At 37.1% G+C, this 22,198-nt stretch carries 19 protein-coding genes; 13 read left to right on the top strand and 6 right to left on the bottom strand.

Annotated elements, in window-relative coordinates; translation table 11 throughout:
* Positions 1–197: 197 nt before the first annotated feature.
* Both gerQ and hemQ read right to left on the bottom strand, forming a co-directional pair.
* Positions 198–623, bottom strand: a complete 426-nt coding sequence (gene gerQ / locus CWO92_RS11920) for a spore coat protein GerQ (RefSeq protein WP_101354440.1) — start codon at positions 621–623, stop codon at positions 198–200.
* Positions 624–963: 340 nt separating this feature from the next.
* Complete coding sequence (gene hemQ / locus CWO92_RS11915; protein ID WP_101354439.1) at positions 964–1,719, bottom strand: hydrogen peroxide-dependent heme synthase; 756 nt, start codon at positions 1,717–1,719, stop codon at positions 964–966.
* Positions 1,720–2,078: 359 nt separating this feature from the next.
* On the opposite strand from hemQ, the gene pta reads away from it, so the two are divergent.
* The 4 genes from pta (at position 2,079) to CWO92_RS11890 (ending at position 8,486) form a co-directional block, all read left to right on the top strand.
* Positions 2,079–3,050, top strand: a complete 972-nt coding sequence (gene pta, locus CWO92_RS11910) for a phosphate acetyltransferase (protein WP_101354438.1) — start codon at positions 2,079–2,081, stop codon at positions 3,048–3,050.
* Positions 3,051–3,254: 204 nt separating this feature from the next.
* Positions 3,255–4,097: an octanoyl-[GcvH]:protein N-octanoyltransferase gene (gene lipL / locus CWO92_RS11905; RefSeq protein ID WP_101354558.1), complete on the top strand. Its 843-nt coding sequence runs from the start codon at positions 3,255–3,257 to the stop codon at positions 4,095–4,097.
* Between the two features lie 634 nt (positions 4,098–4,731).
* Positions 4,732–6,480 (top strand): ABC transporter ATP-binding protein, encoded by a 1,749-nt coding sequence (locus tag CWO92_RS11895; RefSeq protein ID WP_101354436.1) that lies wholly within the window; start codon positions 4,732–4,734, stop codon positions 6,478–6,480.
* Positions 6,477–8,486, top strand: coding sequence for an ABC transporter ATP-binding protein (locus tag CWO92_RS11890; RefSeq protein ID WP_101354435.1), 2,010 nt, complete (start codon positions 6,477–6,479; stop codon positions 8,484–8,486). Before CWO92_RS11895 ends, CWO92_RS11890 begins: the two co-directional genes overlap by 4 nt.
* Positions 8,487–8,611: 125 nt before the next feature.
* Here CWO92_RS11890 and CWO92_RS11885 read toward each other — a convergent pair whose 3' ends face one another.
* Positions 8,612–9,343, bottom strand: coding sequence for an RsfA family transcriptional regulator (locus tag CWO92_RS11885; protein WP_101354434.1), 732 nt, complete (start codon positions 9,341–9,343; stop codon positions 8,612–8,614).
* A 191-nt stretch (positions 9,344–9,534) separates the two neighbouring features.
* Between CWO92_RS11885 and CWO92_RS11880 the strand changes: the two genes are divergently transcribed.
* Together CWO92_RS11880 and CWO92_RS11875 are read left to right on the top strand one after the other, a co-directional pair.
* A complete protein-coding gene (locus tag CWO92_RS11880) occupies positions 9,535–10,839 on the top strand; it encodes an HD domain-containing protein (RefSeq protein ID WP_101354433.1) in 1,305 nt (434 codons plus the stop codon).
* Between the two features lie 26 nt (positions 10,840–10,865).
* Positions 10,866–11,375, top strand: a complete 510-nt coding sequence (locus tag CWO92_RS11875; protein WP_101354432.1) for a YwgA family protein — start codon at positions 10,866–10,868, stop codon at positions 11,373–11,375.
* Between the two features lie 61 nt (positions 11,376–11,436).
* Here CWO92_RS11875 and thmT read toward each other — a convergent pair whose 3' ends face one another.
* On the bottom strand, positions 11,437–11,622 hold the full coding sequence (thmT, locus tag CWO92_RS11870; protein ID WP_101354431.1) for a 2-hydroxymuconate tautomerase: 186 nt from the start codon (positions 11,620–11,622) through the stop codon (positions 11,437–11,439).
* 151 nt (positions 11,623–11,773) lie between these two features.
* On the opposite strand from thmT, the gene CWO92_RS11865 reads away from it, so the two are divergent.
* Together CWO92_RS11865 and CWO92_RS11860 are read left to right on the top strand one after the other, a co-directional pair.
* On the top strand, positions 11,774–12,436 hold the full coding sequence (locus CWO92_RS11865) for a site-2 protease family protein (protein WP_101354430.1): 663 nt from the start codon (positions 11,774–11,776) through the stop codon (positions 12,434–12,436).
* Between the two features lie 182 nt (positions 12,437–12,618).
* Positions 12,619–13,131: a YwhD family protein gene (locus tag CWO92_RS11860; RefSeq protein WP_101354429.1), complete on the top strand. Its 513-nt coding sequence runs from the start codon at positions 12,619–12,621 to the stop codon at positions 13,129–13,131.
* A 241-nt stretch (positions 13,132–13,372) separates the two neighbouring features.
* Here CWO92_RS11860 and CWO92_RS11855 read toward each other — a convergent pair whose 3' ends face one another.
* Positions 13,373–15,439, bottom strand: a complete 2,067-nt coding sequence (locus CWO92_RS11855) for a transglycosylase domain-containing protein (protein ID WP_101354428.1) — start codon at positions 15,437–15,439, stop codon at positions 13,373–13,375.
* A 185-nt stretch (positions 15,440–15,624) separates the two neighbouring features.
* Here CWO92_RS11855 and speE point away from each other — a divergent pair, with 185 nt between their 5' ends.
* The 5 genes from speE (at position 15,625) to argS (ending at position 20,573) form a co-directional block, all read left to right on the top strand.
* A complete protein-coding gene (gene speE, locus CWO92_RS11850; RefSeq protein ID WP_101354427.1) occupies positions 15,625–16,455 on the top strand; it encodes a spermidine synthase in 831 nt (276 codons plus the stop codon).
* A 13-nt stretch (positions 16,456–16,468) separates the two neighbouring features.
* Complete coding sequence (gene speB / locus CWO92_RS11845) at positions 16,469–17,341, top strand: agmatinase (protein WP_101354426.1); 873 nt, start codon at positions 16,469–16,471, stop codon at positions 17,339–17,341.
* Between the two features lie 177 nt (positions 17,342–17,518).
* Positions 17,519–18,265, top strand: a complete 747-nt coding sequence (locus CWO92_RS11840) for a sulfite exporter TauE/SafE family protein (RefSeq protein WP_437177544.1) — start codon at positions 17,519–17,521, stop codon at positions 18,263–18,265.
* A gap of 191 nt (positions 18,266–18,456) precedes the next feature.
* Positions 18,457–18,906 carry a YwiB family protein gene (locus CWO92_RS11835; protein WP_101354425.1) on the top strand — a complete coding sequence of 150 codons (450 nt, stop codon included), beginning with the start codon at positions 18,457–18,459 and terminating at the stop codon, positions 18,904–18,906.
* Positions 18,903–20,573, top strand: coding sequence for an arginine--tRNA ligase (gene argS, locus CWO92_RS11830; RefSeq protein ID WP_101354424.1), 1,671 nt, complete (start codon positions 18,903–18,905; stop codon positions 20,571–20,573). The genes CWO92_RS11835 and argS overlap by 4 nt, the downstream gene beginning before the upstream one ends.
* Positions 20,574–20,741: 168 nt before the next feature.
* On the opposite strand, the gene cls is transcribed toward argS, so the two are convergent.
* Entirely contained in the window at positions 20,742–21,944 is a 1,203-nt protein-coding gene (gene cls / locus CWO92_RS11825) for a cardiolipin synthase (RefSeq protein WP_207767797.1), read from the bottom strand.
* Positions 21,945–22,198: the final 254 nt, after the last annotated feature.

Here is a 22,198-nt window from a genome sequence, read left to right as displayed (position 1 = left end):
ACTTGTCTTAAATGAAGTTTCACTTTTAAGACAAGATGCTCCGAAATAGGATTATAACAAATTACGAAAAACCACAATTTATAAGCAACAGCCTAATGAAAAAACAGCTCTTTCGTTTGAAAGGGCTGTTTTTAGTGAAAAGAAATTTATAACTGTAATCTTTGTGCAGTCTCCAGCGACCATTAGCTAACTTGATCCTATCTAGCAGGATAGGTAGCCATTTGTGGAGTTGCTCCAAAAGGATATTCATACTCCACTTCTTCCGTAAACGTAATGTAGTCTACATAAACCATTGGAATTAGATGGCGCTCACCTGTTTGTGGATCACTGAGTATGACATGATCACGACCGGCAGCTTCGATAATTCCTACAAATTCCCGTTCCTTTTTATTTTCGAATGTGGCATAAAGATGAATTAATTTTCCTTTGTTTAACCTTAAAATATTCTCAATGTAGGACTGTTCTGCTGGCAACATTCCTGGTACATTAGGTCCTTGTGGGGTAGGGCCGCCAGCAGTCAAAGGCGGTGTTCCAAATTGAGGTGCGTTTCCTCCGTAATATGGTTGTTGAGTTGCTTGTCGATAAGGATAGTATGCATTTGGATTGACATAGGAATTTGACACTATTCTCCCTCCTTGATTCTCCTAATTGGTAAACCAATATGTCATTACATAAAGGATGTTAATCCGCAAAGCGAAAATAATAATCAGAGACATCAAGTCATCATCATTTAGAATGTCGATTATTCTTTTCTGTTAGCTTTACACCTCTTTTCAAGGAGCTAGACTTGTACGGATGGTGAAAGGATTTATTTGTTATTTTTCACTATTTCATATGTATGTTGGTGGTGATGGAGTTATGCAAGGAATTTTTATGAGGATTATGGGGGGAAAAAAATACCCTTAAACATTACTTAAGGGTATTCCGGCTAGATAAACTATATTCAGAAAAGGCTTTTGCTTGTTAGTTTACATGTAAAAACTGTGCAATTTTATCTTCTTCTAATAGATTCCCAACAAAGAAGGAACCAAATTCTCCGTATCGTGCACTTACTTCATCGAAGCGCATTTCATATACAAGCTTTTTAAATTGTAAAACATCATCAGCAAAAAGGGTTACCCCCCATTCGTAATCATCGAAACCAACAGAACCCGTAATGATTTGTTTTACTTTTCCAGCATATTTACGGCCAATCATTCCATGGCTTTTCATTAGCTCACGACGTTCTTCCATGGAAAGCATGTACCAATTGTCATTTCCTTGACGACGCTTGTCCATTGGATAAAAGCAAATATATTTAGATTTTGGTAGTTCAGGGTAGAGACGTGATTTCACATACGGATTTTCGTATGGATCTTCAGCAGATTTACCTGCCCCGACATAATTGCTTAATTCTACAACAGATACATAAGAATAGGTTGGAATCGTATATTCAGCTATTGTAAGTTTATTAAATTCATTCTCTAGCTCATTGAGTTCCTCCATCGTAGGACGAAGCAACCAAAGAATAAAGTCAGCCTTTTGTCCAACGATTGTGTATAAAGCGTGGCTGCCTTGTTTTTCATTTTGAGTTTGATTTAATTTATTGATAAATTGTTGAAATTCATAAATAGCCGTTTGGCGTTCATCACTTGAAAGAGCCTTCCACGCTGACCAATTCATTGCTCTTAAATCATGCAAGGAATACCAACCATCTAATGTTTGAGCTGCCTCACTCATATTTATCACCTCGAGTTTGTTTTCATCTAGGGCTCCTTTCTTAAACCTTGTAGCTTTTGCATTCTAAATCCACGGCATCAATCTTTTTTGGGGAAAAGTGCTCCGAAACAAAGCCGATCTTGGATTTATAACAAAAGACGAAAAACAAGAATTTTAGCGAAAAAAGCCTTATCTATCCATACTATAGCATAGTTTTTCCATTCATAAAGAATCCAACACACAAATGTTGAAAATCAGTCAAGAAAGGGAAACACTATATTCACAAAATATAAACATTTTCTTTGAGGGTAAAACCATTTATACTCTTTAAAAAAGTTTGTTATAGTTTGGATAGGAAATGAATTGAAGGAGGAGTATACATGACCGATTTATTCTCGGTGATTAAAGATAAGGTATCCAATAACAATTTGAAAATTGTGTTTCCTGAAGGATTAGATGAGCGAATTTTATCAGCTGCAAGCCGTCTTGCGTCAGAGAATATCTTAACCCCGATCTTAATAGGTAATAGAGAAGAAATTGAAGCAAAGGCGAAAGAGCTTCGCATAGAGATAGGAGGGGCAGACATCTTTAATCCAACTTTGTATGAAGGATTTTCTGAAATGGTAGCCTCTTTTGTAGAAAGAAGAAACGGCAAAGTGACAAAAGAAGAGGCAGAAAAAATTCTATTAGATGAAAATTACTTCGGAACAATGCTTGTTTATATGAATCATGCCAATGGATTAGTGAGTGGAGCGGCTCATTCAACGGCGGATACTGTTCGACCTGCTTTGCAGATTATTAAGACAAAAAAGGGTGTTAAAAAAACATCCGGAGTATTTATTATGGTACGGGAAGAAGAAAAATACGTGTTTGCAGACTGTGCTATTAATATTGCACCAGATAGTCAGGATTTAGCGGAGATTGCGATTGAAAGTGCAAAAACGGCAGAAATGTTTGACCTCGAGCCGAGAGTAGCAATGTTAAGTTTTTCAACAAAGGGTTCTGCCGTGTCACCGGAAACAGAAAAGGTCACGGAAGCAGTTCGGATTGCGAAGGAACGTAATCCAGAGCTTGTGTTAGACGGAGAATTTCAATTTGATGCTGCCTTTGTTCCTTCGGTTGCACAGAAAAAGGCTCCCGATTCTGTATTGAGGGGCGATGCAAATGTATTTATTTTCCCAAGCCTCGAAGCTGGAAATATCGGATATAAAATTGCCCAGAGACTGGGAAACTTTGAGGCAGTTGGTCCTATTTTACAAGGGTTGAACGCACCGGTAAATGACTTGTCCCGTGGTTGTAATGAGGAAGATGTGTATAAATTAGCTCTTATCACAGCTGCTCAAGCCTTGTAATGAAGAAATAGTTAATTAGAAAGGCTGTTTTTTGGTAATTGTTGCTGTTTGTAATTTATTTTAGATCCTAATATAGACTTAGCTTTGGAGAATCTTTTCTTGGTTAGAAACCTATTTTTAGGTGAATGAAGAAGTTTAGCTGATTTTCCTTTCAAAAGCAAAGAAATCTAAGAAAAGAGTCATAGAAAAGTGAGATGAGAAATGGTGGAAACAAATCTATCATTATTACAGCAAGAGAAATGGCGAATTATTGATCAATCGAGTCTAGGACCTATGTTTGATGCATTGCAATCGTTTGCGATGGACGACACATTATGTACCTCGGTGGGAGCAGGTGTGTCCTCTGCTGTGGCAAGGTCATGGGTACATCATCAAACCATTGTATTAGGGATTCAAGACACGAAGCTCCCCTTTTTACAAGATGGTTTGGCTTATTTAAAAGAACAAGGATATCGATTTATTGTCCGAAATTCCGGCGGTTTAGCCGTTGTACTAGATAGCGGGGTATTAAATTTATCCCTTATTTTCCCTGATACGGAAAAGGGGATTGATATTAATCGTGGATATGATGCAATGTGGGCATTGATTAAGGAAATGTTCTCAGATTTTCATGTTGATATAGAAGCAAGGGAAATCGAGGGTTCCTATTGTCCTGGCAGCTACGATTTAAGTATTAACGGGAAGAAGTTTGCAGGGATTTCTCAGAGGAGAATTCGGAAAGGTGTCGCTGTCCAGATTTATTTATGTGTATCTGGAAGTGGACAAGACAGAGCAAGGCTAATTCAGCAATTTTATAAATTGGCTAAAAAGAACCAAGAAACAAAATTTTTCTATCCGACTATTCGGCCGGAAGTAATGGCATCCTTGACTGAATTACTGAATACAGAATTAACGGTACAAGATGTAATGCTACGATTTTTGAATGTATTGAAACAAATGAGTGGAAGAATATATGGTGAACCGTTATCCGGCAAAGAATTAGATTGGTATGCAGTGAACTATCAAAGGATAGTAGATCGTAATGAAAAGATAATAGTAGATATTTAAAATCAAGGTGATATGCCTTGGTTTTTTCTTTGGAAAAAATTCGATGTATGAGCAAATCTTTCTAATCATTATATAAATTTGTTAAATTGGGAATTGACATATAATTCTGAGGGTGATATTCTAACTAAGACTCTAAAATTACCAAAAAAAGCAAAGGAGGTTATCGTGATGGAATTAACTGTACTCTTAAACAAGAACACAAAAATAAACATGGATAATTTCATATATCACGTAACCTGTCCTTATGCATCATTGATAGCGTAAAAGTATGTAAAAATACGAATCAAGCACAGGATACGTTTCGGTGAAATTTAAATTACTAAATTCACTCGTTCCTGTGCTTTTTTTGTGGGCAGCTGCCACTAGCGCAGTCTGCCCTTTTTTGTGCCTAGATTTATTTAGCAGTCTTGCTTCAGAGCCTTTCCGGCTAGCGGATTTCTTCGTCTCCTCCCTACGATAAGTCAATACAAGTAAAATTCCACTATAAATTTTACTCAGTGAAAATGGTAGTTCAATTTTCAATAGCTCGTGAACTACCTCAGCACGGTATCCTTTATCTCAATCGAAGACTATGAAATCCGTACGCCGATGGGCAAGGCATTTATGCATTTCAAATAAGGGGGTGGGATCACCTATGCTTTGGAAATTAAGGTGGTTCTTTAAAGAAAATTGGAAACGGTATGTTGTAGCGGTTTTATTTTTAATTATTGTAGGAATTTTAGATGTAATGCCTCCTAGATTAGTGGGGATGGCAATTGATGATATACAGCTCGGCAGTTTAACATGGTCGGATGTTTATCGATACCTTTTATACTTAATCGGAATTGGAGTAATCTCCTATGGTATTACGTATGTTTGGATGTATCAATTATTTGGAGGGGCATTTGTTCTTGAAAGAAAGCTTCGATCAAGGTTAATGGGGCATTTTTTCAAAATGACGCCAGCCTTTTATGAACGAAATCGTACTGGTGACCTTATGGCGAGGGCAACGAATGACCTGAAAGCCATATCAGTAACAGCTGGATTTGGTATTTTAACGCTGACAGATTCTACTATTTTTATGTCTACTATTCTGTTAACGATGGGGTTTCTTATCAGTTGGAAACTAACAATCGCTGCTATTTTGCCATTTCCAATTATGGCTGTATTGATTACAATCTATGGAAAGAAAATTCATGAACGCTTTATTAAGGCACAGGATTCCTTTGGAAATTTAAATGATCGAGTATTGGAGTCTGTAGCAGGTGTTCGTGTGATTCGTGCCTATGTGCAAGAAAGAGCAGATGAAAAGCTTTTTAGTGATATGACAGAAGATGTATTTAAAAAGAATATGGATGTTGTCAAAATTGATTCATTGTTTGATCCGACAATCAAAATATTAACAGGGGTTAGTTACTTAATTGGATTGGGGTACGGTGCATACCTTGTTTTTCATCAACAAATTACTTTAGGAGATTTAGTGTCCTTTAATGTATACCTTGGAATGATGATTTGGCCAATGTTTGCTATCGGGGAGTTAATGAACTTAATGAAACGAGGAAGTGCCTCTCTTGACCGGGTAGAAGAAACATTAAACCAGAAGGAAGATGTCTTAAATCCCGAAGTGCCTTCATTAGTGGATATACCGGAAAGCATTCAATTTGAGCAATATACATTTCAATACCCATCTTCTAATACTCCAAACTTAAGCAATTTGCGATTGTCCTTTAAGAGAGGGCAGACATTAGGGATAGTTGGAAAAACAGGGAGTGGAAAAACTACTTTTGTAAAACAGCTATTGCGTGAGTATAAAGAAGGTACTGGGGGATTTTCCATTTCGGATGTGGAAATCGCTAAGCAAACGAAGGAACAGGTACGTAATTGGATTGGCTATGTTCCACAAGATCATGTCCTTTTTTCCAGAACGATAAAGGAAAACATTTTATTCGGGCATCCAGATGCAACGGAAGATGATATGGAGAAAGCTATTGATTTAGCCTCCTTCCGTAAAGATTTGGAGTTGCTGCCAGAGGGATTGCAAACCCTTGTAGGGGAAAAAGGTGTGTCATTGTCCGGCGGTCAAAAACAGCGAATATCCATTGCTCGGGCATTAATCAAAAATCCAGAGATACTTATCTTAGATGACTCCTTATCAGCTGTCGATGCAAAAACGGAAACGAGAATTATTGAAAACATCCAAAGAGAAAGAAGCGGTAAAACAACGATTATTACAACTCATCGATTATCGGCAGTCGAGCATGCAGATTGGATTATTGTTTTAGACGACGGTGCCATTGTGGAAGAGGGAACTCATGAACAGTTAATCAGGCAAGATGGCTGGTACCATGAGCAATTTTTAAGACAGCAGATGGAAGAGACCAAAGAAGAGGAGGTGGTTTCATGAAGGCGGGAAAGCAACTATTTCAATATGCACTTCATTTTAAGAAAATCATTATTATTGCATTAGTAATGCTTGGACTATCTGTCGCAGCAGAATTAACGGGACCTTTCATCGCTAAAAAGATGATTGATTCTCATATTCTCGGGATAGAATCTGCTTGGTATGAAGCAACAAAAGGGAAGGATGCTGTTTCATTTGATGGTCATTACTATAAGCGCGGCGCTTACTTCGGAAACGGCGAAACAAAAGGAAAAGAAGTAAGAGTTATCCAAATCGGCAAAGATTTTTACTTCATACCTGATGCCATACCCTTTGATGGAAAAAGAAGTTATCATAATGGGCAAGTAACGATTAAAAAGGGGGATCAGTCAAAAACCTTTCAAGCGAAAAAAATAAAAGCCAATCAGCTTCTCCAATTTTATCAGCCGGAGATTCCTAGAATAATCAAGCTTATACTCTTTTATTTTAGCTTATTGCTAGGAGCTTCCGCATTTCAATATGGACAGCACTATTATCTGCAAAAGGCATCCAACCGGATTATTCAAAAAATGCGTAATGATATATTTCAACATATTCAAAGATTGCCGATTCGCTATTTTGATAATTTACCTGCAGGTAAGGTGGTTTCACGTATTACGAACGATACAGAGGCCATCCGGGATTTATATGTGGCCGTATTAGCAAACTTTTTTACGAGTACGATTTATATTACAGGTATTTTTATTTCCTTGTTTATTTTAAATGCAAAGCTGGCGGCTATTTGTTTACTGCTAATACCGATTCTTTATGCTTGGATGATTATTTACCGGAAATACGCTTCGAAATATAATCAAGTTATTCGCACAAAAATTAGCGAAATCAATGCTTCTATTAATGAATCGATACAAGGAATGAATATTATTCAAGCATTTCGGCGTGAGGATCAAATGAAAAAAGAGTTTGAGCAATTGAATGATACCCATTTTCAATATCAAAATAAACAGAATAACTTAAATGCCCTAACTTCGCATAATTTGGTGGGAATTTTAAGAACGATCACTTTCGTCGCTTTTATTTGGTACTTTGGAGGCGGATCTGTTGGGGTTGGCTCCTTCGTTTCTTTAGGTGTATTATATGCATTTGTTGATTATATTAACCGGCTTTTCCAACCAGTAACAGGAATTGTGAATCAGTTTGCAAATCTGGAACAAGCACGTGTAGCGGGGGAAAGAGTGTTTGAATTATTAGCCGAAACAGGCACCCCGGTTAATGATAACAAAATGGAACGTTATCAAGGAAATGTTACATTTGATCATGTTACATTTGCCTATAAGGAAAATCATGACGTACTCAAAGATATTTCCTTTGATGCAAAGATGGGTGAAACTATCGCATTAGTCGGTCATACCGGCTCTGGAAAAAGTTCAATTATGAATCTTTTATTCCGTTTCTATGATTGTGTGAACGGGGTCATTAAAATAGATGGAAAAAATATTAACGAGATTCCCGTGCAGGCATTGCGTGAGCATATGGCAATTGTTCTACAGGATCCATATTTATTTACAGGTACTATCGCATCGAATGTCAGTTTAAATGATCCGAGAATTACCCGAGAAATGGTAGAAAAGGCATTGAGAGATGTTGGGGCAGATAAAGTGCTGAAAAACCTGGAAAAAGGAATAGATGAGCCAGTGATTGAAAAGGGTAGTACCCTTTCTTCCGGCCAACGGCAACTCATTTCTTTTGCTAGAGCACTAGCTTTCAACCCGGCTATCTTAATATTGGATGAGGCGACTTCCAATATCGATACGGAAACAGAATCTATTATTCAAAATGCAATGGAAGTGTTGAAAAAAGGTAGAACTACTTTTATCATTGCTCATCGACTGTCTACTATCCGTAATGCTGATCAAATCTTGGTTTTAGATAAGGGTAGAATCGTTGAAAAAGGAAATCATGAAGAACTGCTGGCCCTTGGGGGCAAGTATTATCAAATGTATCAATTACAGCAAATAAAGAGTGCCGGGTAAACGTGGGCAGTGTGAAAGAACGGAAAATATTTGGATAACCGAAGTTTTCTTGAACGGCGTGAGTTTTAATAATAGGCCAACCAAAATGTAAAAGACCCTGCTCCAATGATGGAACAGGGTTCTTCCTACTCTGCCAACTTCTCTAAATTACCATTTCGATCCATCTTAAAAGTGGAGGCAGATGGCTCATCTTCATCAAACAATACAAGTTTCCTTGCCCGATTCATGATTTTCATCAGTGTTTCATAATCTTCCTGCATCGTAACTGAATTCTTCTCCAGCTCATTAATTCGCTTTTGCAGTTCTTCATTTTTTCGTCTCATATCGGATAGTTCGTGCTTTAATCTTGCATTCTCACTTTTTAAAATAGTGGATTGAAATTGCGTATTATTCAAGTATTGTAAATACCCAATGACTTTTGATAAGCTCATTTCCTCATTGCCTTTATTGATGACCGTTACTGGTAAGGAAGAAGTATTTGCTGTTACCGGAGTCAACTCCTCTGCAATTTCCTCCTGCTCCAACACAACTGATTGTAATGGCATTTCTAAATCCTCTACATCTTCTATGGTAGGCGTAGGTGGTTGATAGAGTAGTTTTTTCTTGCCTCCTTGATCTTTCCCTAATAGTCGTTGTCTCTGTTTTCTTTGTTTTTTTGCTAGTTGAAGAGCTTGTTCATAATTATGGCGAACGACCGCATTCCATCGAAAGCCACAGGCTGCTGATGTTCTATTTAACCTATCTCCAACTTCTTCAAAGGCATTTAATTGCGTACTACCTTCCCGAACGTGACGTAATACTGTTTCTGCTAAAATTAAATCATTTTCTTCTGTCCAAGCATCTTGACGTGATTTCATTATTCTCAACTCCCAATTCGAATAAATTTTACATTCCTTGTTAATCAAAGCATGGACAAATTCAGAAACTTTTATACCAATATTGTAAAAAAGATGATAGTTTCACAACTTTTTAACGGTCTTTATGAAATCTTTCAATATGAAAGGAAAGTCGTTATAATAAAATTATGATAGACATGGAGGGTAATTAGGTGGAATATTCCAAACAAAAACTAAGCGAGGAAAAAGTATTTAAAGACCCTGTTCATCGATATGTTCATGTCAGTGATCAAGTCATTTGGGATTTAATTGGAACGAAGGAATTCCAGCGTTTGAGGAGAATTCGCCAATTAGGTACCACTTATTTTACGTTTCACGGTGCAGAACATAGCCGTTTTAATCATTCCCTAGGTGTGTATGAAATTGTACGGAGAATTATTGATGATGTATTTGACGGACGCTCTGAGTGGAATGACGATGAACGTTTACTTTCTTTGTGTGCTGCACTATTACATGACTTGGGACATGGACCCTTTTCCCATTCATTTGAAAAGGTATTTACATTGGACCATGAGGAATTTACTCAGCAAATCATAGTTGGGAACACAGAGGTTAATGCTATTTTACGCAAAGTAGAACCTGATTTTCCTAAAAAGGTTGCAGAAGTCATTGCAAAGACATATGAAAACAAACTAGTGATTAGCTTAATATCCAGTCAGCTTGATGCCGACCGTATGGATTATTTACTTCGTGATGCTTATTTCACTGGTGTAAGCTACGGTCATTTTGATATGGAAAGACTTCTGCGCGTTATGAGACCACGCGAGGACCAAGTAGTGTTTAAATACAGTGGGATGCATGCAGTAGAGGATTATATTATGAGCCGTTATCAAATGTACTGGCAAGTGTATTTCCATCCAGTAACAAGAAGCTCTGAGGTTATCTTGACGAAAATTTTACACCGAGCAAAATCTTTGCATGAAGAATATTACTCATTTAAACATCATCCTATTCATTTTTATTCCCTTTTTGAGGATGAAATGACATTAGAAGACTATTTAAAGTTAGATGAATCTGTCATATTATATTATTTTCAGATGTGGCAGGAAGAAGATGACCCGATTTTAAAAGATTTATGTACAAGGTTTATGAACCGGAATTTATTTAAATATGTTGAATTTGATCCAGCAAAGCAGTTTAAGGTACATAGTCAATTAGAAAAATTATTTACCCGTGCCGGTATCGACCCTAACTATTATTTAGTGGTGGATTCATCTTCTGATCTCCCCTATGATTTCTACCGACCGGGAGAGGAAGAAGAACGCTTACCAATTTATTTATTAATGGCAAATGGGGAACTACGTGAGTTATCGAGGGAATCCGATATTGTGGATGCAATCTCAGGGAAACGTCGTACGGACCATAAATTGTATTATCCAAAAGATTTTATATATGATGATTCGAACCAAAGTGAAGTTATACAGCAAATTCGTTCTATTCTTGAGGGATTGAAATAGTTATTGGAAGCAGGAGATGAAGTTCGTTGTTAAAGGATCATGTAAGAATAATGAGTGCACTTTCAGCTTCTGGCGAGATTGTTGGCCGTAAAAAGCTGCAAAAAATGATATATATTGCAAAAAAATTATCCTTTCCATTTCAGGAGAAATTCCAGTTTCATTTCTACGGACCATACTCAGAGGAATTAACCTTAAGGGTGGAAGAACTTTTTAATTTAGGCTTTATTGAAGAAGTAAAGGAAAAAAAGGGCGGATATTATCAATATCGCTATAAAATTACGGAAAATGGGGAAGAATTTCTTCATTTATATGAAACAGAAATGCCTTTCCTAAAAGAATGTTTAACTAGCATGAATGAACAAAATGCCCGTTATTTGGAGCTTGTTTCTACTGTTCTGTACTTTGATAATTTGCCAAAAGCTGAGGTAATTGAGAAAATTAATAAAGTAAAAGCAAAGCAGCGTTATACAGAAGAGGAAATAAATCAAGCATATGAATATATTGAAGAACTGAAAAAAATAGCCAAGCCTAATTAAAGGAGACTTGGCTATTTTTATAGAAAGTGAGTTTTGCGGCCTTATCTTTGATTTGTAAATATTATTGGTCGCTTAAACGTTTTCCGCCTACAGCATAATGATTTTTAGACATTTCTTCAATAAATACAACAACGTTTTCCTTTGGAGCATTGGCTGTTTCGCAAACAGCCTGAGTTACTTTTTCAACTAATGCTTTTTTTTGCTCCTCTGTGCGTCCTTCTAACATTTTTACGGTTACATATGGCATAATGGACAGCTCCTTTCTTTTATATAAAAGTGTATGTTTTTTGCAATATGAAAGCAAGGGAATTATAGTTATATAAAGGTATTTCTGTACGATGCATTGTATACTATGTATAAGAAGGAATAGAATGATTAAAAACTAAAGGGGATTGAGCGTGGACTTTTTAAATAATATTCTAGTATATCCTATTCAAGAGATTCCGTTTGTTGTCATTACTCTACTTATTGCATTTACAGTGCATGAATTTGCACATGCCTATACAGCATATAAGTTTGGCGACCCGACTGCACAAAAGCAAGGACGATTATCATTAAATCCCATTCATCATCTAGATCCGTTGGGTACTATCCTTATTCTTATTGCGGGTTTTGGATGGGCACGACCCGTTCCGGTGAATCGGAATTATTTTAAAAATCCGAGGGCAGCTGGTGTTTTAGTTTCCATTATGGGACCGTTAAGTAATCTAATTATGGCATTTATTGGATATGGCGTATGGTATTTACTTATCTCTAAAAATGGCGGAGTAGGTGTTCCTACATTTATCATGGATTTTTTAAACTATTTCACTACTATCAATTTAGTATTAATGGTATTTAATCTAATCCCTTTGCCGCCGCTTGATGGCTATCGGATTATTGAAGACCTTGTTAGCCCATCGATAAGAGCAAAATTAACACAGTATGAACAATATAGTATTATTGTTTTTCTTGTCATTTTGGTTACGCCATTGGATCGTTATACCATTACACCGCTTATCCAAAATGTATCGCATTATTTTATAGAACGTTTTGCTGCAATTTTTTCAGTGTTTTTGTAAAGGCAAACAGTGATAGTGGACACAGATTCTTTATTTATAAAAAATACAAGAAAAGTACAGGCCTTTTTCAAATAACGGAAACCTGAGTCCGTGAACCTGTGAAATTAGCCTGTTTAGTCACAATAAAAGGATTTAGTGTCGCAGTATTTAAATAGAGATCAATCGAAGGAGGCTTTTTTACAATGGAACCGGGAAAAAAGAAACTTGAATTTAATATCGTTAAAAAAGATCCAAGGGATGATCATAAAGGATTCGGGATGGGATCTCTCAGCTTAGACAATGTTTCTCCCGTTATTATCGACATTGAAGAAGGGAGCGCGGTAGTAGATATTGGTGCAATGCACGGAAAAAGTGCGGTAGAGAAAAGAGTCAAATTCCTGCCTAATAAAGAGGAAGTTCCTGAAGGAGCAAAACCATACTGGTTAGTTTGGGTAACGATGGAACGTAACGAGGATGGTTTGTATTACGCTGGTGTAACCGCATGTGAAATGACCGTTAATAAAGAAGCAAGAAGAGGATACAAATCATTACCTGAACATGTAAATCGTTTAGATAAATCCTTAAAGCGCCAAATTATTGTGGATCATATGGATACAAAATCAAAAAAGATATTAGCTGATTTTCTCAAAAACAATGATGAGGACATGTGGAATCGCTCAAGTGAGAAATTAAAAAAGGATTTAGAAACGGAATAAATTATATTTTACAATAATTTACTAATATGTGTCTGAAATGTGACAGTTAAATAAACGTAAAAAGTCGACTTGCTGATTTAAAAAAATATCAGTAAACTTAAAACTATGATTGCACTGACCAATCTAGGACATAAAAAAGCTCGGGCCGCACACCCGAGTTTTTTTATGTCTTATTGATTTGTATAGGAAATAATCCTGATTCGCGAGAATAGCCTAAGTTAAAAAGACAGAGGTACTAATTTTATAACCAGTTAAACAGTTTATGAAGCCATCCATCTTGTTTTGGCTTTTCTTTTTGTTTTGGAAGCCGTTTTTCACCCTTACCAGGATGTAAGTCGCAATATTCATTTGGCTCCGTACCTTTCACAAAATACATTTCACGAGAAATCGGACAATCCTTTGTTGCAACTTTCCCGCTTTTCGGGTCGATTGGCAGAGAAACAACTCCCTTTGGCGCTTTGAAAGTTTTAATAGGTTCACCTTTTAACGATTTTTCCATAAAACGTGCCCAAATAGTTTTTGCGTACCGTTTATCAGCAGCCAAGGTAATTTCATTTCCTTTGTCATAACCGGTCCAGACACCAGCAGTAAGCTGCGGTGTGAATCCAATCATCCAGCTATCTGTGTTGGTTGACCCTGACTTTCCAGCATATTGACGAGTTAATTGATTAATGATGGTAGATCCGGTAACAGAAGCATAACCATTCAGTTTTTTATCAAACATGCCTGTCATCATTTGTGTCATGACGTACGCAAGATCTGGCCGTAAAACTTGTTCATTTTGAGGCTTGTATTCATATAATACATTGCCTTGATAATCTTCCACTCTTGTAATAAAGACTGGATCTGCCTTTTTCCCGCCATTTGCTAACATGCTATAAGCTCCAACCATATCAATCACATGAACACCGGAGGTTCCGAGAGCAAGGGAGGGAACCTTCGCCATTTTCGTGGTAATACCAAAATCCTTTGCCGTTCTGACTAATGTATTTTCCCCTAAAAATAAATGTGTTTTGACCGCATACACATTATCAGATAGGGCTAACGCCTGTGCCATTGTGATTTCCCCATCTGCATACTGGTCATTAAAATTATGGGGTGTGTATTTAGCATTTCCATTATCAAACTGAAAGGTGGTTGGTTCACTGCGCATCATGGTTGTTGGCGTAAAGCCTTTTTCCAAAGCCGCATAATATAATAGCGGTTTGATAGTGGAACCAGGTTGCCTGCTTGCCTGCACCGCTCGATCATAAGGGCTCTCGTCATAATTTCTCCCTCCAACTAGAGCGGTCACAAATCCTGTTTTTGGGTCCATGGCAGTAAAGCCCACTTGTATATCGGAATCTTCGGCAATACTTTCCTTAATAACATCATCTGCAATTTGTTGTTGCTTCGTGTCTAATGTTGTATATACACGAAGACCCCCTAATTGGATAGTCCTGTCACTTAAACCTAATGCTGTTTTGAGTTGATGCCGCACAATATCCTGAAAGTATGGTGCTAATTCAGAGCGATGGTAAGCATGCTTTCCGACAATCGTTATTTTCTCCTGTGCAGCTGATTTTACATCCTTTTCCGTAATATATCCGTTTTCCTTCATGGAGTTTAAAACAAGTAGCTGCCTGTTTTTTGCTTTTTCCAATGAATTAATAGGTGAATAGATGCTGGGGCCTTTTGGTATGCCGACTAGCATTGCCGCTTCGGCAAGGTCTAACTGATCTGCGTCTTTGCCGAAGTAATATTGGCTCGCCGCCTGAATTCCATAAGCACCATGCCCGTAGTTTATTGTATTTAAATAGCCTTCAAGAATTTTATCTTTGCTATAGTTCATCTCTAATCTTATCGTATATAAAGCTTCGGAAATTTTGCGAGTCCATGTTTTATCCATCGTTAGAAAGAGATTTTTTGCATATTGTTGTGTGATAGTACTGGCGCCTTGGACCTTATGCATGGCAATTGCATCTGCTAAAAGAGCACCTCCGATTCGCTTAATATCAAAACCGTGATGATGGTAGAAATTTTTATCCTCAATGGAAATGGTGGCATTTACAATCTCTTTTGAAACACTTCTTAGTGGGACCCAGTAGCGTTTTTGTCCACTATTGCTTTCGCCAATAATGGATCCGTCATTCGAATAGTATAGTGTTGACTGTGGAACAGCTAATGGTGGAGGTCCAAGAATTTTAGCATAGATGTAAACGGCTAGAGCAAATAATACCAGACCGGCTGTAATAAAGAGGATACCAAAGAAAAGAAAGCGAAAATATTTCTTGCCTTTTTGGATCCTAGGGTTTGTCATTGTTTCCACAACCATCACCTCACTTGTAAAAATCTATTAATCAGTATGAAGAAACGTATCATGTTTTAAACATGTAAAAAGGGAGAAAAATTTTTTGCTTTTTTAAAAGAATTCTCTATACTTTTTTGCAAGTTGTATTTATATTGTTAAAGGGGAAAACTATTGTAATCCCAAATAAAGAAAGGAAGAATACAATGGCTGGACTTTGGTTCACAGAGAATCAAACAGAAAATTTTGGAATTACAATGAAAATAAACCAGACTTTACATACAGAACAAACGGAATTTCAAAAATTAGATATGGTGGAGACAGCTGAGTGGGGAAACATGCTGCTTTTAGATGGAATGGTAATGACATCTGTAAAAGACGAGTTTGTATATCACGAAATGGTTGCCCATATACCTTTATTTACTCATCCGAATCCCGAGTTTGTGCTTGTCGTTGGCGGTGGAGACGGCGGGGTTATTCGAGAAATCCTCAAACACCCAAGTGTGAAAAGAGCAACCTTAGTGGATATTGACGGAAAAGTGATTGAGTACTCTAAAAAGTTTTTGCCAAGTATTGCTGGTGAATTGGACAATCCTCGTGTGGATGTTCGAGTGGATGATGGATTCATGCATATTGCTAAAAGCGAGAATGAGTATGATGTCATCATGGTAGATTCTACAGAACCAGTTGGTCCGGCTGTTAATCTATTTACGAAAGGTTTCTACGCAGGAATTGCAAAGGCATTAAAAGATGATGGGATCTTTGTAGCCCAAACAGATAATCCATGGTTTAAAGCAGATTTAATTCGTGAGGTTCAAAAAGATGTGAAGGAAATCTTTCCGATTACTCGTCTTTATATTGCAAATGTTCCAACCTATCCAAGCGGTATGTGGACATTTACTTTAGGATCCAAAAAATACGATCCATTAGAGGTTAGTGATTCAAGATTTCATGAAATTGAAACCAAGTATTATACGAAAGAGCTTCACAAAGCTGCTTTTGTTCTGCCAAAGTTTGTTCAAGATTTAACCCGTTAAGGAGGAGTTTTATATGCGCTTTGATGAAGCTTATTCAGGAAATGTATTTATTCGCAGTCATCAAAATTATGAGGAAAGCCAAGCAGTAATCTATGGAATGCCAATGGATTGGACAGTAAGCTATCGACCAGGCTCTCGTTTTGGTCCTGCTCGTATTCGTGAAGTCTCCATTGGTTTAGAAGAGTATAGTCCATATTTGGACCGAGAATTAGAAGAAGTTAAGTACTTTGATGCTGGAGATATTCCATTGCCATTCGGAAATCCGCAAAGAAGTATTGATATGATAGAAGATTATATTGATTCTCTATTAAAAGATAATAAATTCCCAATCGGAATGGGTGGGGAGCATTTAGTTTCTTGGCCAGTCATTAAAGCAATGTATAAAAAATATCCGGATTTAGCCGTTATCCATATGGATGCTCATACGGACTTGCGCTCTGAATATGAAGGGGAACCACTATCTCATTCAACACCAATTCGCAAAGCCGCTGAATTAATGGGCGGTAAGAATGTGTTTTCATTTGGTATACGTTCCGGAATGAAGGAAGAATTCCAATGGGCGAAGGACAACGGAATGTTCATTGCGAAATTTGAAGTATTAGAACCGTTAAAAGAGATTTTACCTAAGCTTGCAGGTCGTCCTGTATATGTCACCATTGATATTGATGTCCTTGACCCTGCACATGCTCCTGGGACAGGTACTGTAGACTGTGGAGGAATTACATCCAAAGAATTACTTGCATCCATTCATGAGATTGCTCGTTCCAATGTGAACGTTGTTGGATGCGATTTAGTAGAAGTGGCTCCCATTTATGACCCATCTGAGCAGACAGCTAATACTGCGAGCAAGTTAATTCGAGAAATGATTCTTGGTTGGGTGAAATGATTCTTTAGGTAAAAGCCGGTATGTATCATCGGCTTTTTCCTATTTAATAGTATTAAATTTTAATGAATTTTTTTCCATTCCATTTTTGGTAGCAGTTAATCCTTTGTTCAATCACTCCAAAAAATAGCTAAGTTCGTTTATACTAAAGTAATAATAAAACATTTTGGAGTGACGCCATTGGCTATTATGATAACAATGCTTGCCCTAGGAGCCCTCTTGGGATTTATTGGAGCAGGCGGATCCGGATTTATTATTGCAATTTTAACATTGGTTTTTAAAGTGCCTATTCACACTGCACTAGGAACTTCTCTAACCGCAATGGCCTTTACCAGCCTTTCGGGTGCCTTCAGTCACTACCGGGAAGGGAATACATCGGTAAAAGCGGGAATCATTGTTGGATTATTTGGGGCAGCAGGGTCCTTTGTTGGGTCCAAAATCGCAGCGCTCATCCCAACGAATTACATGCACTTTTGTACAGCAGGAATGCTGTTTTTATCAGCGCTTTTATTGATAGTCAGATTATTTTTACTGAAGGAAAAAACTGTAAAAGAATCCGATGGGCGGATTAGTGCTGTGTTTGTGCTGAAAGCTGCAGTATTAGGAATAGTCGTTGGAATTCTTTCAGGTACTTTTGGAATCGGCTCCACGCCGTTTATTCAATTGGGTCTGCTTACATTTTTAGGACTTACCTTGCGTCAATCCGTTGGTACAACGATGCTTGTCATCGTTCCAATTGCTATCGGTGGTGGGATTGGTTTTACATCCGAGGGTTATTTAGATTTTGTTTTATTACTGCAGGTACTTATAGGAACTATGTTAGGGGCATATATTGGAGCAAAATTTACCAATCTTGTTCCGAAAGTAATTTTAAAAACGGCAATGATATTAACCCCGGCAGTTTCTGCACTAATACTTACTTTGTAAAAGATGCTTATTATGATAATAAGTGTCTTTTTTCGCTTATTAAAGAAGGAGCTATGTGTCAGTTTATGAACATAACGAGTGGTCTAGCTGCAGCGCCTATTGGCTACCGAATTTCATAGTGATTGATTTTCTACCTATTTATTTTTATACTAAAAAGGTTATACTGATGAATTGTAAAGGATGTGAATGATTTGGCAGTTGAGACTAGGACGACAAGTATACCTGTCAAAATTCACTTGAATACCACCATTGATCATGGCGGAGAAGCTGAAGACTATGAGCTTACTTTATTCGGAGAATATTATCAAAAAGATCAGGCCGCTTTTTTAAAATATGAAGAGCTATTACAAGAAGGTTCGATTCAAACGGTAGTAAAAGTGAAGGAAAGAGAAGCACTAATTTTGCGGAGCGGTTCAATAAAAATGCGCTTAGCGTTTGATTTAGATAGTGAAAAAGCCGGTTCCTATGAAGGGGAATATGGTACATTATTATTAACAACGCAGACAAAAAGTTTACAGAACAAAAAATCTCAATCCGTTCCATTAGCAGGACAATTTATTTTAAAATATGACTTAAAAATGCAAGGTTCCATTGTTGGTACATATAAAATGGTTTTAGAGTATAAGGAGGTAAGCGAATGAATATAGCAGAACAGATTCAAGCGAATTTAAAAAATGAGATTAAAGCCGCTGTTATGAAAGCTGGTTTAGCGACAGAGGAACAGATTCCAGATATTATTTTAGAGACACCGAAGGATAAAGCACATGGTGATTATGCAACAAATGCGGCAATGCAATTGGCACGTGTCGCGAAAAAGGCGCCAAAAATGATTGCTGAGGAAATTATTAATCACTTTGACCGCTCAAAAGCTTCCATTGAAAAAATGGAGCTTGCAGGACCAGGATTTATTAATTTTTACATGGATAATAGCTATTTAACGGACTTGATTCCGACTATTTTGTCGGAGGGAAATGAATATGGCCGTTCGAATGCAGGAAAAGGTCAAAAGATACAGGTCGAGTTTGTTTCCGCGAATCCTACAGGTGATTTGCATTTAGGACATGCTCGTGGTGCCGCTGTTGGAGACTCTCTTTGTAATGTATTAGACAAAGCAGGCTATGAAGTAAGCCGCGAGTATTATATAAATGATGCTGGAAACCAAATCCACAATCTTGCTTTATCTGTGGAAGCTCGATATTTCCAAGCGCTTGGACAAGAGAAAGAAATGCCGGAAGATGGATATCACGGTCAAGATATTATTGAGATAGGAAAAAAATTAGCGGAACAATATGGAGACAAGTACGCACAAGCTGATGAGCAGGAACGTTATGAATTTTTCCGTGGGTATGGTCTTGATTATGAAATGGCCAAATTAAAAGCGGACCTTGAAAACTTCCGTGTTCCATTTGATGTTTGGTATTCTGAGACATCTCTGTACAAAAACGGAAAAATTGATGAGACATTGAAAGAGCTTCGTGAAAGAGGTCATGTCTACGATGAAGATGGTGCGACATGGTTTAGATCAACGGACTTCGGAGACGATAAAAATCGTGTTCTAATCAAAAACGATGGATCCTATACGTATTTAACTCCAGATATCGCGTATCATAAAGATAAATTTGACCGCGGATTTGAAAAATTGATTAATATTTGGGGTGCGGATCATCACGGCTATATCCCTCGTATGAAAGCTGCGATGGAAGCATTAGGATATGATCCCAATAACTTAGAAGTAGAAGTTATTCAGCTTGTGCATTTATATAAAAACGGCGAGAAAATGAAAATGAGTAAACGTACAGGTAAAGCCGTTACAATGCGTGATCTAATTGAAGAAGTAGGCTTGGATGCGGTTCGCTATTTCTTCGCTATGAGAAGTGCAGATACGCATATGGATTTTGACCTTGATTTAGCTGTTTCCCAATCAAATGAAAATCCTGTGTATTATGCTCAATATGCACATGCTCGTATTTGCAGTATTTTACGACAAGGAGAAGAGCAAGGCTTCACGGTAAATGAAAATGCCAATGTTAAACTTATTCAAGCAGAGAAGGAAATTGATTTGTTAAAGAAAATGGGTGACTTCCCATCGGCTATTGCGGAAGCAGCGGAAAAGCGTATCCCACATCGCATTACAAATTACATTAATGATTTAGCTCAAGCATTCCACAGCTTTTATAATGCGGAAAAGGTATTGGATAAAGACAACGAAGATCTTACTAATGCTCGATTAGCATTAATTAAATCGGTTCAAATAACAATGAAGAATGCATTAGCCCTAATTGGGGTTTCAGCTCCGGAGAAAATGTAAAATTTTTAGAACAGGTATCCGTTTGGGTACCTGTCTTTTTGATTTTTATAAAATGGTGATTTTACTAATTCAGTCATAGCTCATGATATTTCAGTAGATACCTTAATAAATAACAAATCCCCATAATCGTGCAAAAAATGTCCCAACTGCACGATGCATTTGGGACATTTATAATAAATCTGCCACTAACTTTGCGCCGAGTTCTTTCAACTTGGTTGCATACTTTGTGTTGTTCAATTCCTCGAGCGAAAGGCGATGAGAGTCTAAGATATCCTTCTCGACCACTTTAATCATGCTTTGAATAAAATCATGATCATAAATATAACAATTTATCTCAAGATTCAAGTAAATACTTCTGCGGTCAAAATTTGCTGTTCCAATTTGACAGACTTCCTCATCTACTATAATAATTTTTGCATGATAAAACCCGTTCAAATACTGGTATACTTCTGCCCCCAACTCAATTAAAATCCGAAAGTAGAAAAAAGAGGCCTCTTTTACTAAGATATGATCTGCCTTTTTTGGTACAATAATTCTAATTTTTACTCCCCTTTTTAATGCGTCGTTTAATTTCGCTAAAATAATTTTTGACGGAACAAAGTAAGGAGTTCCAATACAAATGGATTCTTTTGCAGATTCAATTAATTCACATATAGTATGTTCTAGGCGCAAGCCTTCTGTTGGAAAAAACTGATGGTCCATATTCCCTGTTGCTGGTCCAGAAAAGTATTTTTCGCTAATCGAAACCGTGTTTTTTGAAGATTGATTCCAATTTACACAAAACTCATTTTGCAAATCATGAACACTTTCACCGAAAATGCGTAGGTGGTAATCCCGCCAAGGTGATAGGACGGAATCTTCATCTATATATTCCTTCCCAACATTGTACCCGCCAACATACGCTACTTTTCCATCTATAATAGATATTTTTCGATGATTCCTTTGCTGAAGTGAAAAAAAGGGATATGGAAACTTTAATCGATTACTATATGCAACTTGACCTCCTGCGTTTCTTAATTCCGTTATTAATGATTTAGGAGTATTATGGCTGCCCAACCAATCTAACAGTAGACGAACTTCAATTCCTTGTTTCGCCTTTTGGATCAATAGTTTTAAAAAATTTTTGCTAAACTGATCGTCTTTTACAATATAAAATAAAATATGAATACTTGATTGCGCATTTTTAATATCGGTAAGCAAAAATGAGAATAGATCCTTCCCATGTGTAATAAGATGAATATCTCCTTTACGTTTGGAATAGTCTCTAAAAGAACTGTTGTGGTGAAAACGCCTTTTCCCCATCTTAAAATCGACGATGCAATACGCAACAACTACTATAATCAATAAAGCTAAAATTGAAACCCATATCATCATACCCTCTCCTCAAGAGTCATACAGTCTTACTAGTATAGCCAAAAGGCCGGCAAATCATGTGGTAATAATATAAGTAAAGCTGGATGAATATAAAAATAAGAGATGAAAATATCATATTATTTGCTATTATAAATTTTAAAAAAATATCATAGAAATCTGTTGACTGAATGCTCATTCATTATATAATGTAAGTAAGCAACATTCAGAAAATTTAGGTGTTTGAAGGGAAATTCACCTTGGAGGGGAGTGTT

The sequence above is a fragment of the Heyndrickxia camelliae genome, from assembly GCF_002844575.1.
GTDB classification, from domain to species: Bacteria; Bacillota; Bacilli; order Bacillales; family Bacillaceae_C; genus Margalitia; species Margalitia camelliae.
This window is presented reverse-complemented; position numbering and strand designations above follow the sequence as displayed.

Excerpts from the sequence above, each read along its gene's own strand:
- hemQ (WP_101354439.1), bottom strand. The coding sequence starts at position 1,719 with ATGAGTGAGGCAGCTCAAACATTAGATGGTTGGTATTCCTTGCATGAT.
- pta (WP_101354438.1), top strand. The coding sequence starts at position 2,079 with ATGACCGATTTATTCTCGGTGATTAAAGATAAGGTATCCAATAACAAT.
- CWO92_RS11895 (WP_101354436.1), top strand. The coding sequence starts at position 4,732 with ATGCTTTGGAAATTAAGGTGGTTCTTTAAAGAAAATTGGAAACGGTAT.
- CWO92_RS11890 (WP_101354435.1), top strand. The coding sequence starts at position 6,477 with ATGAAGGCGGGAAAGCAACTATTTCAATATGCACTTCATTTTAAGAAA.
- CWO92_RS11885 (WP_101354434.1), bottom strand. The coding sequence starts at position 9,343 with ATGAAATCACGTCAAGATGCTTGGACAGAAGAAAATGATTTAATTTTA.
- thmT (WP_101354431.1), bottom strand. The coding sequence starts at position 11,622 with ATGCCATATGTAACCGTAAAAATGTTAGAAGGACGCACAGAGGAGCAA.
- CWO92_RS11860 (WP_101354429.1), top strand. The coding sequence starts at position 12,619 with ATGGAACCGGGAAAAAAGAAACTTGAATTTAATATCGTTAAAAAAGAT.
- speE (WP_101354427.1), top strand. The coding sequence starts at position 15,625 with ATGGCTGGACTTTGGTTCACAGAGAATCAAACAGAAAATTTTGGAATT.
- speB (WP_101354426.1), top strand. The coding sequence starts at position 16,469 with ATGCGCTTTGATGAAGCTTATTCAGGAAATGTATTTATTCGCAGTCAT.
- argS (WP_101354424.1), top strand. The coding sequence starts at position 18,903 with ATGAATATAGCAGAACAGATTCAAGCGAATTTAAAAAATGAGATTAAA.
- cls (WP_207767797.1), bottom strand. The coding sequence starts at position 21,944 with ATGATATGGGTTTCAATTTTAGCTTTATTGATTATAGTAGTTGTTGCG.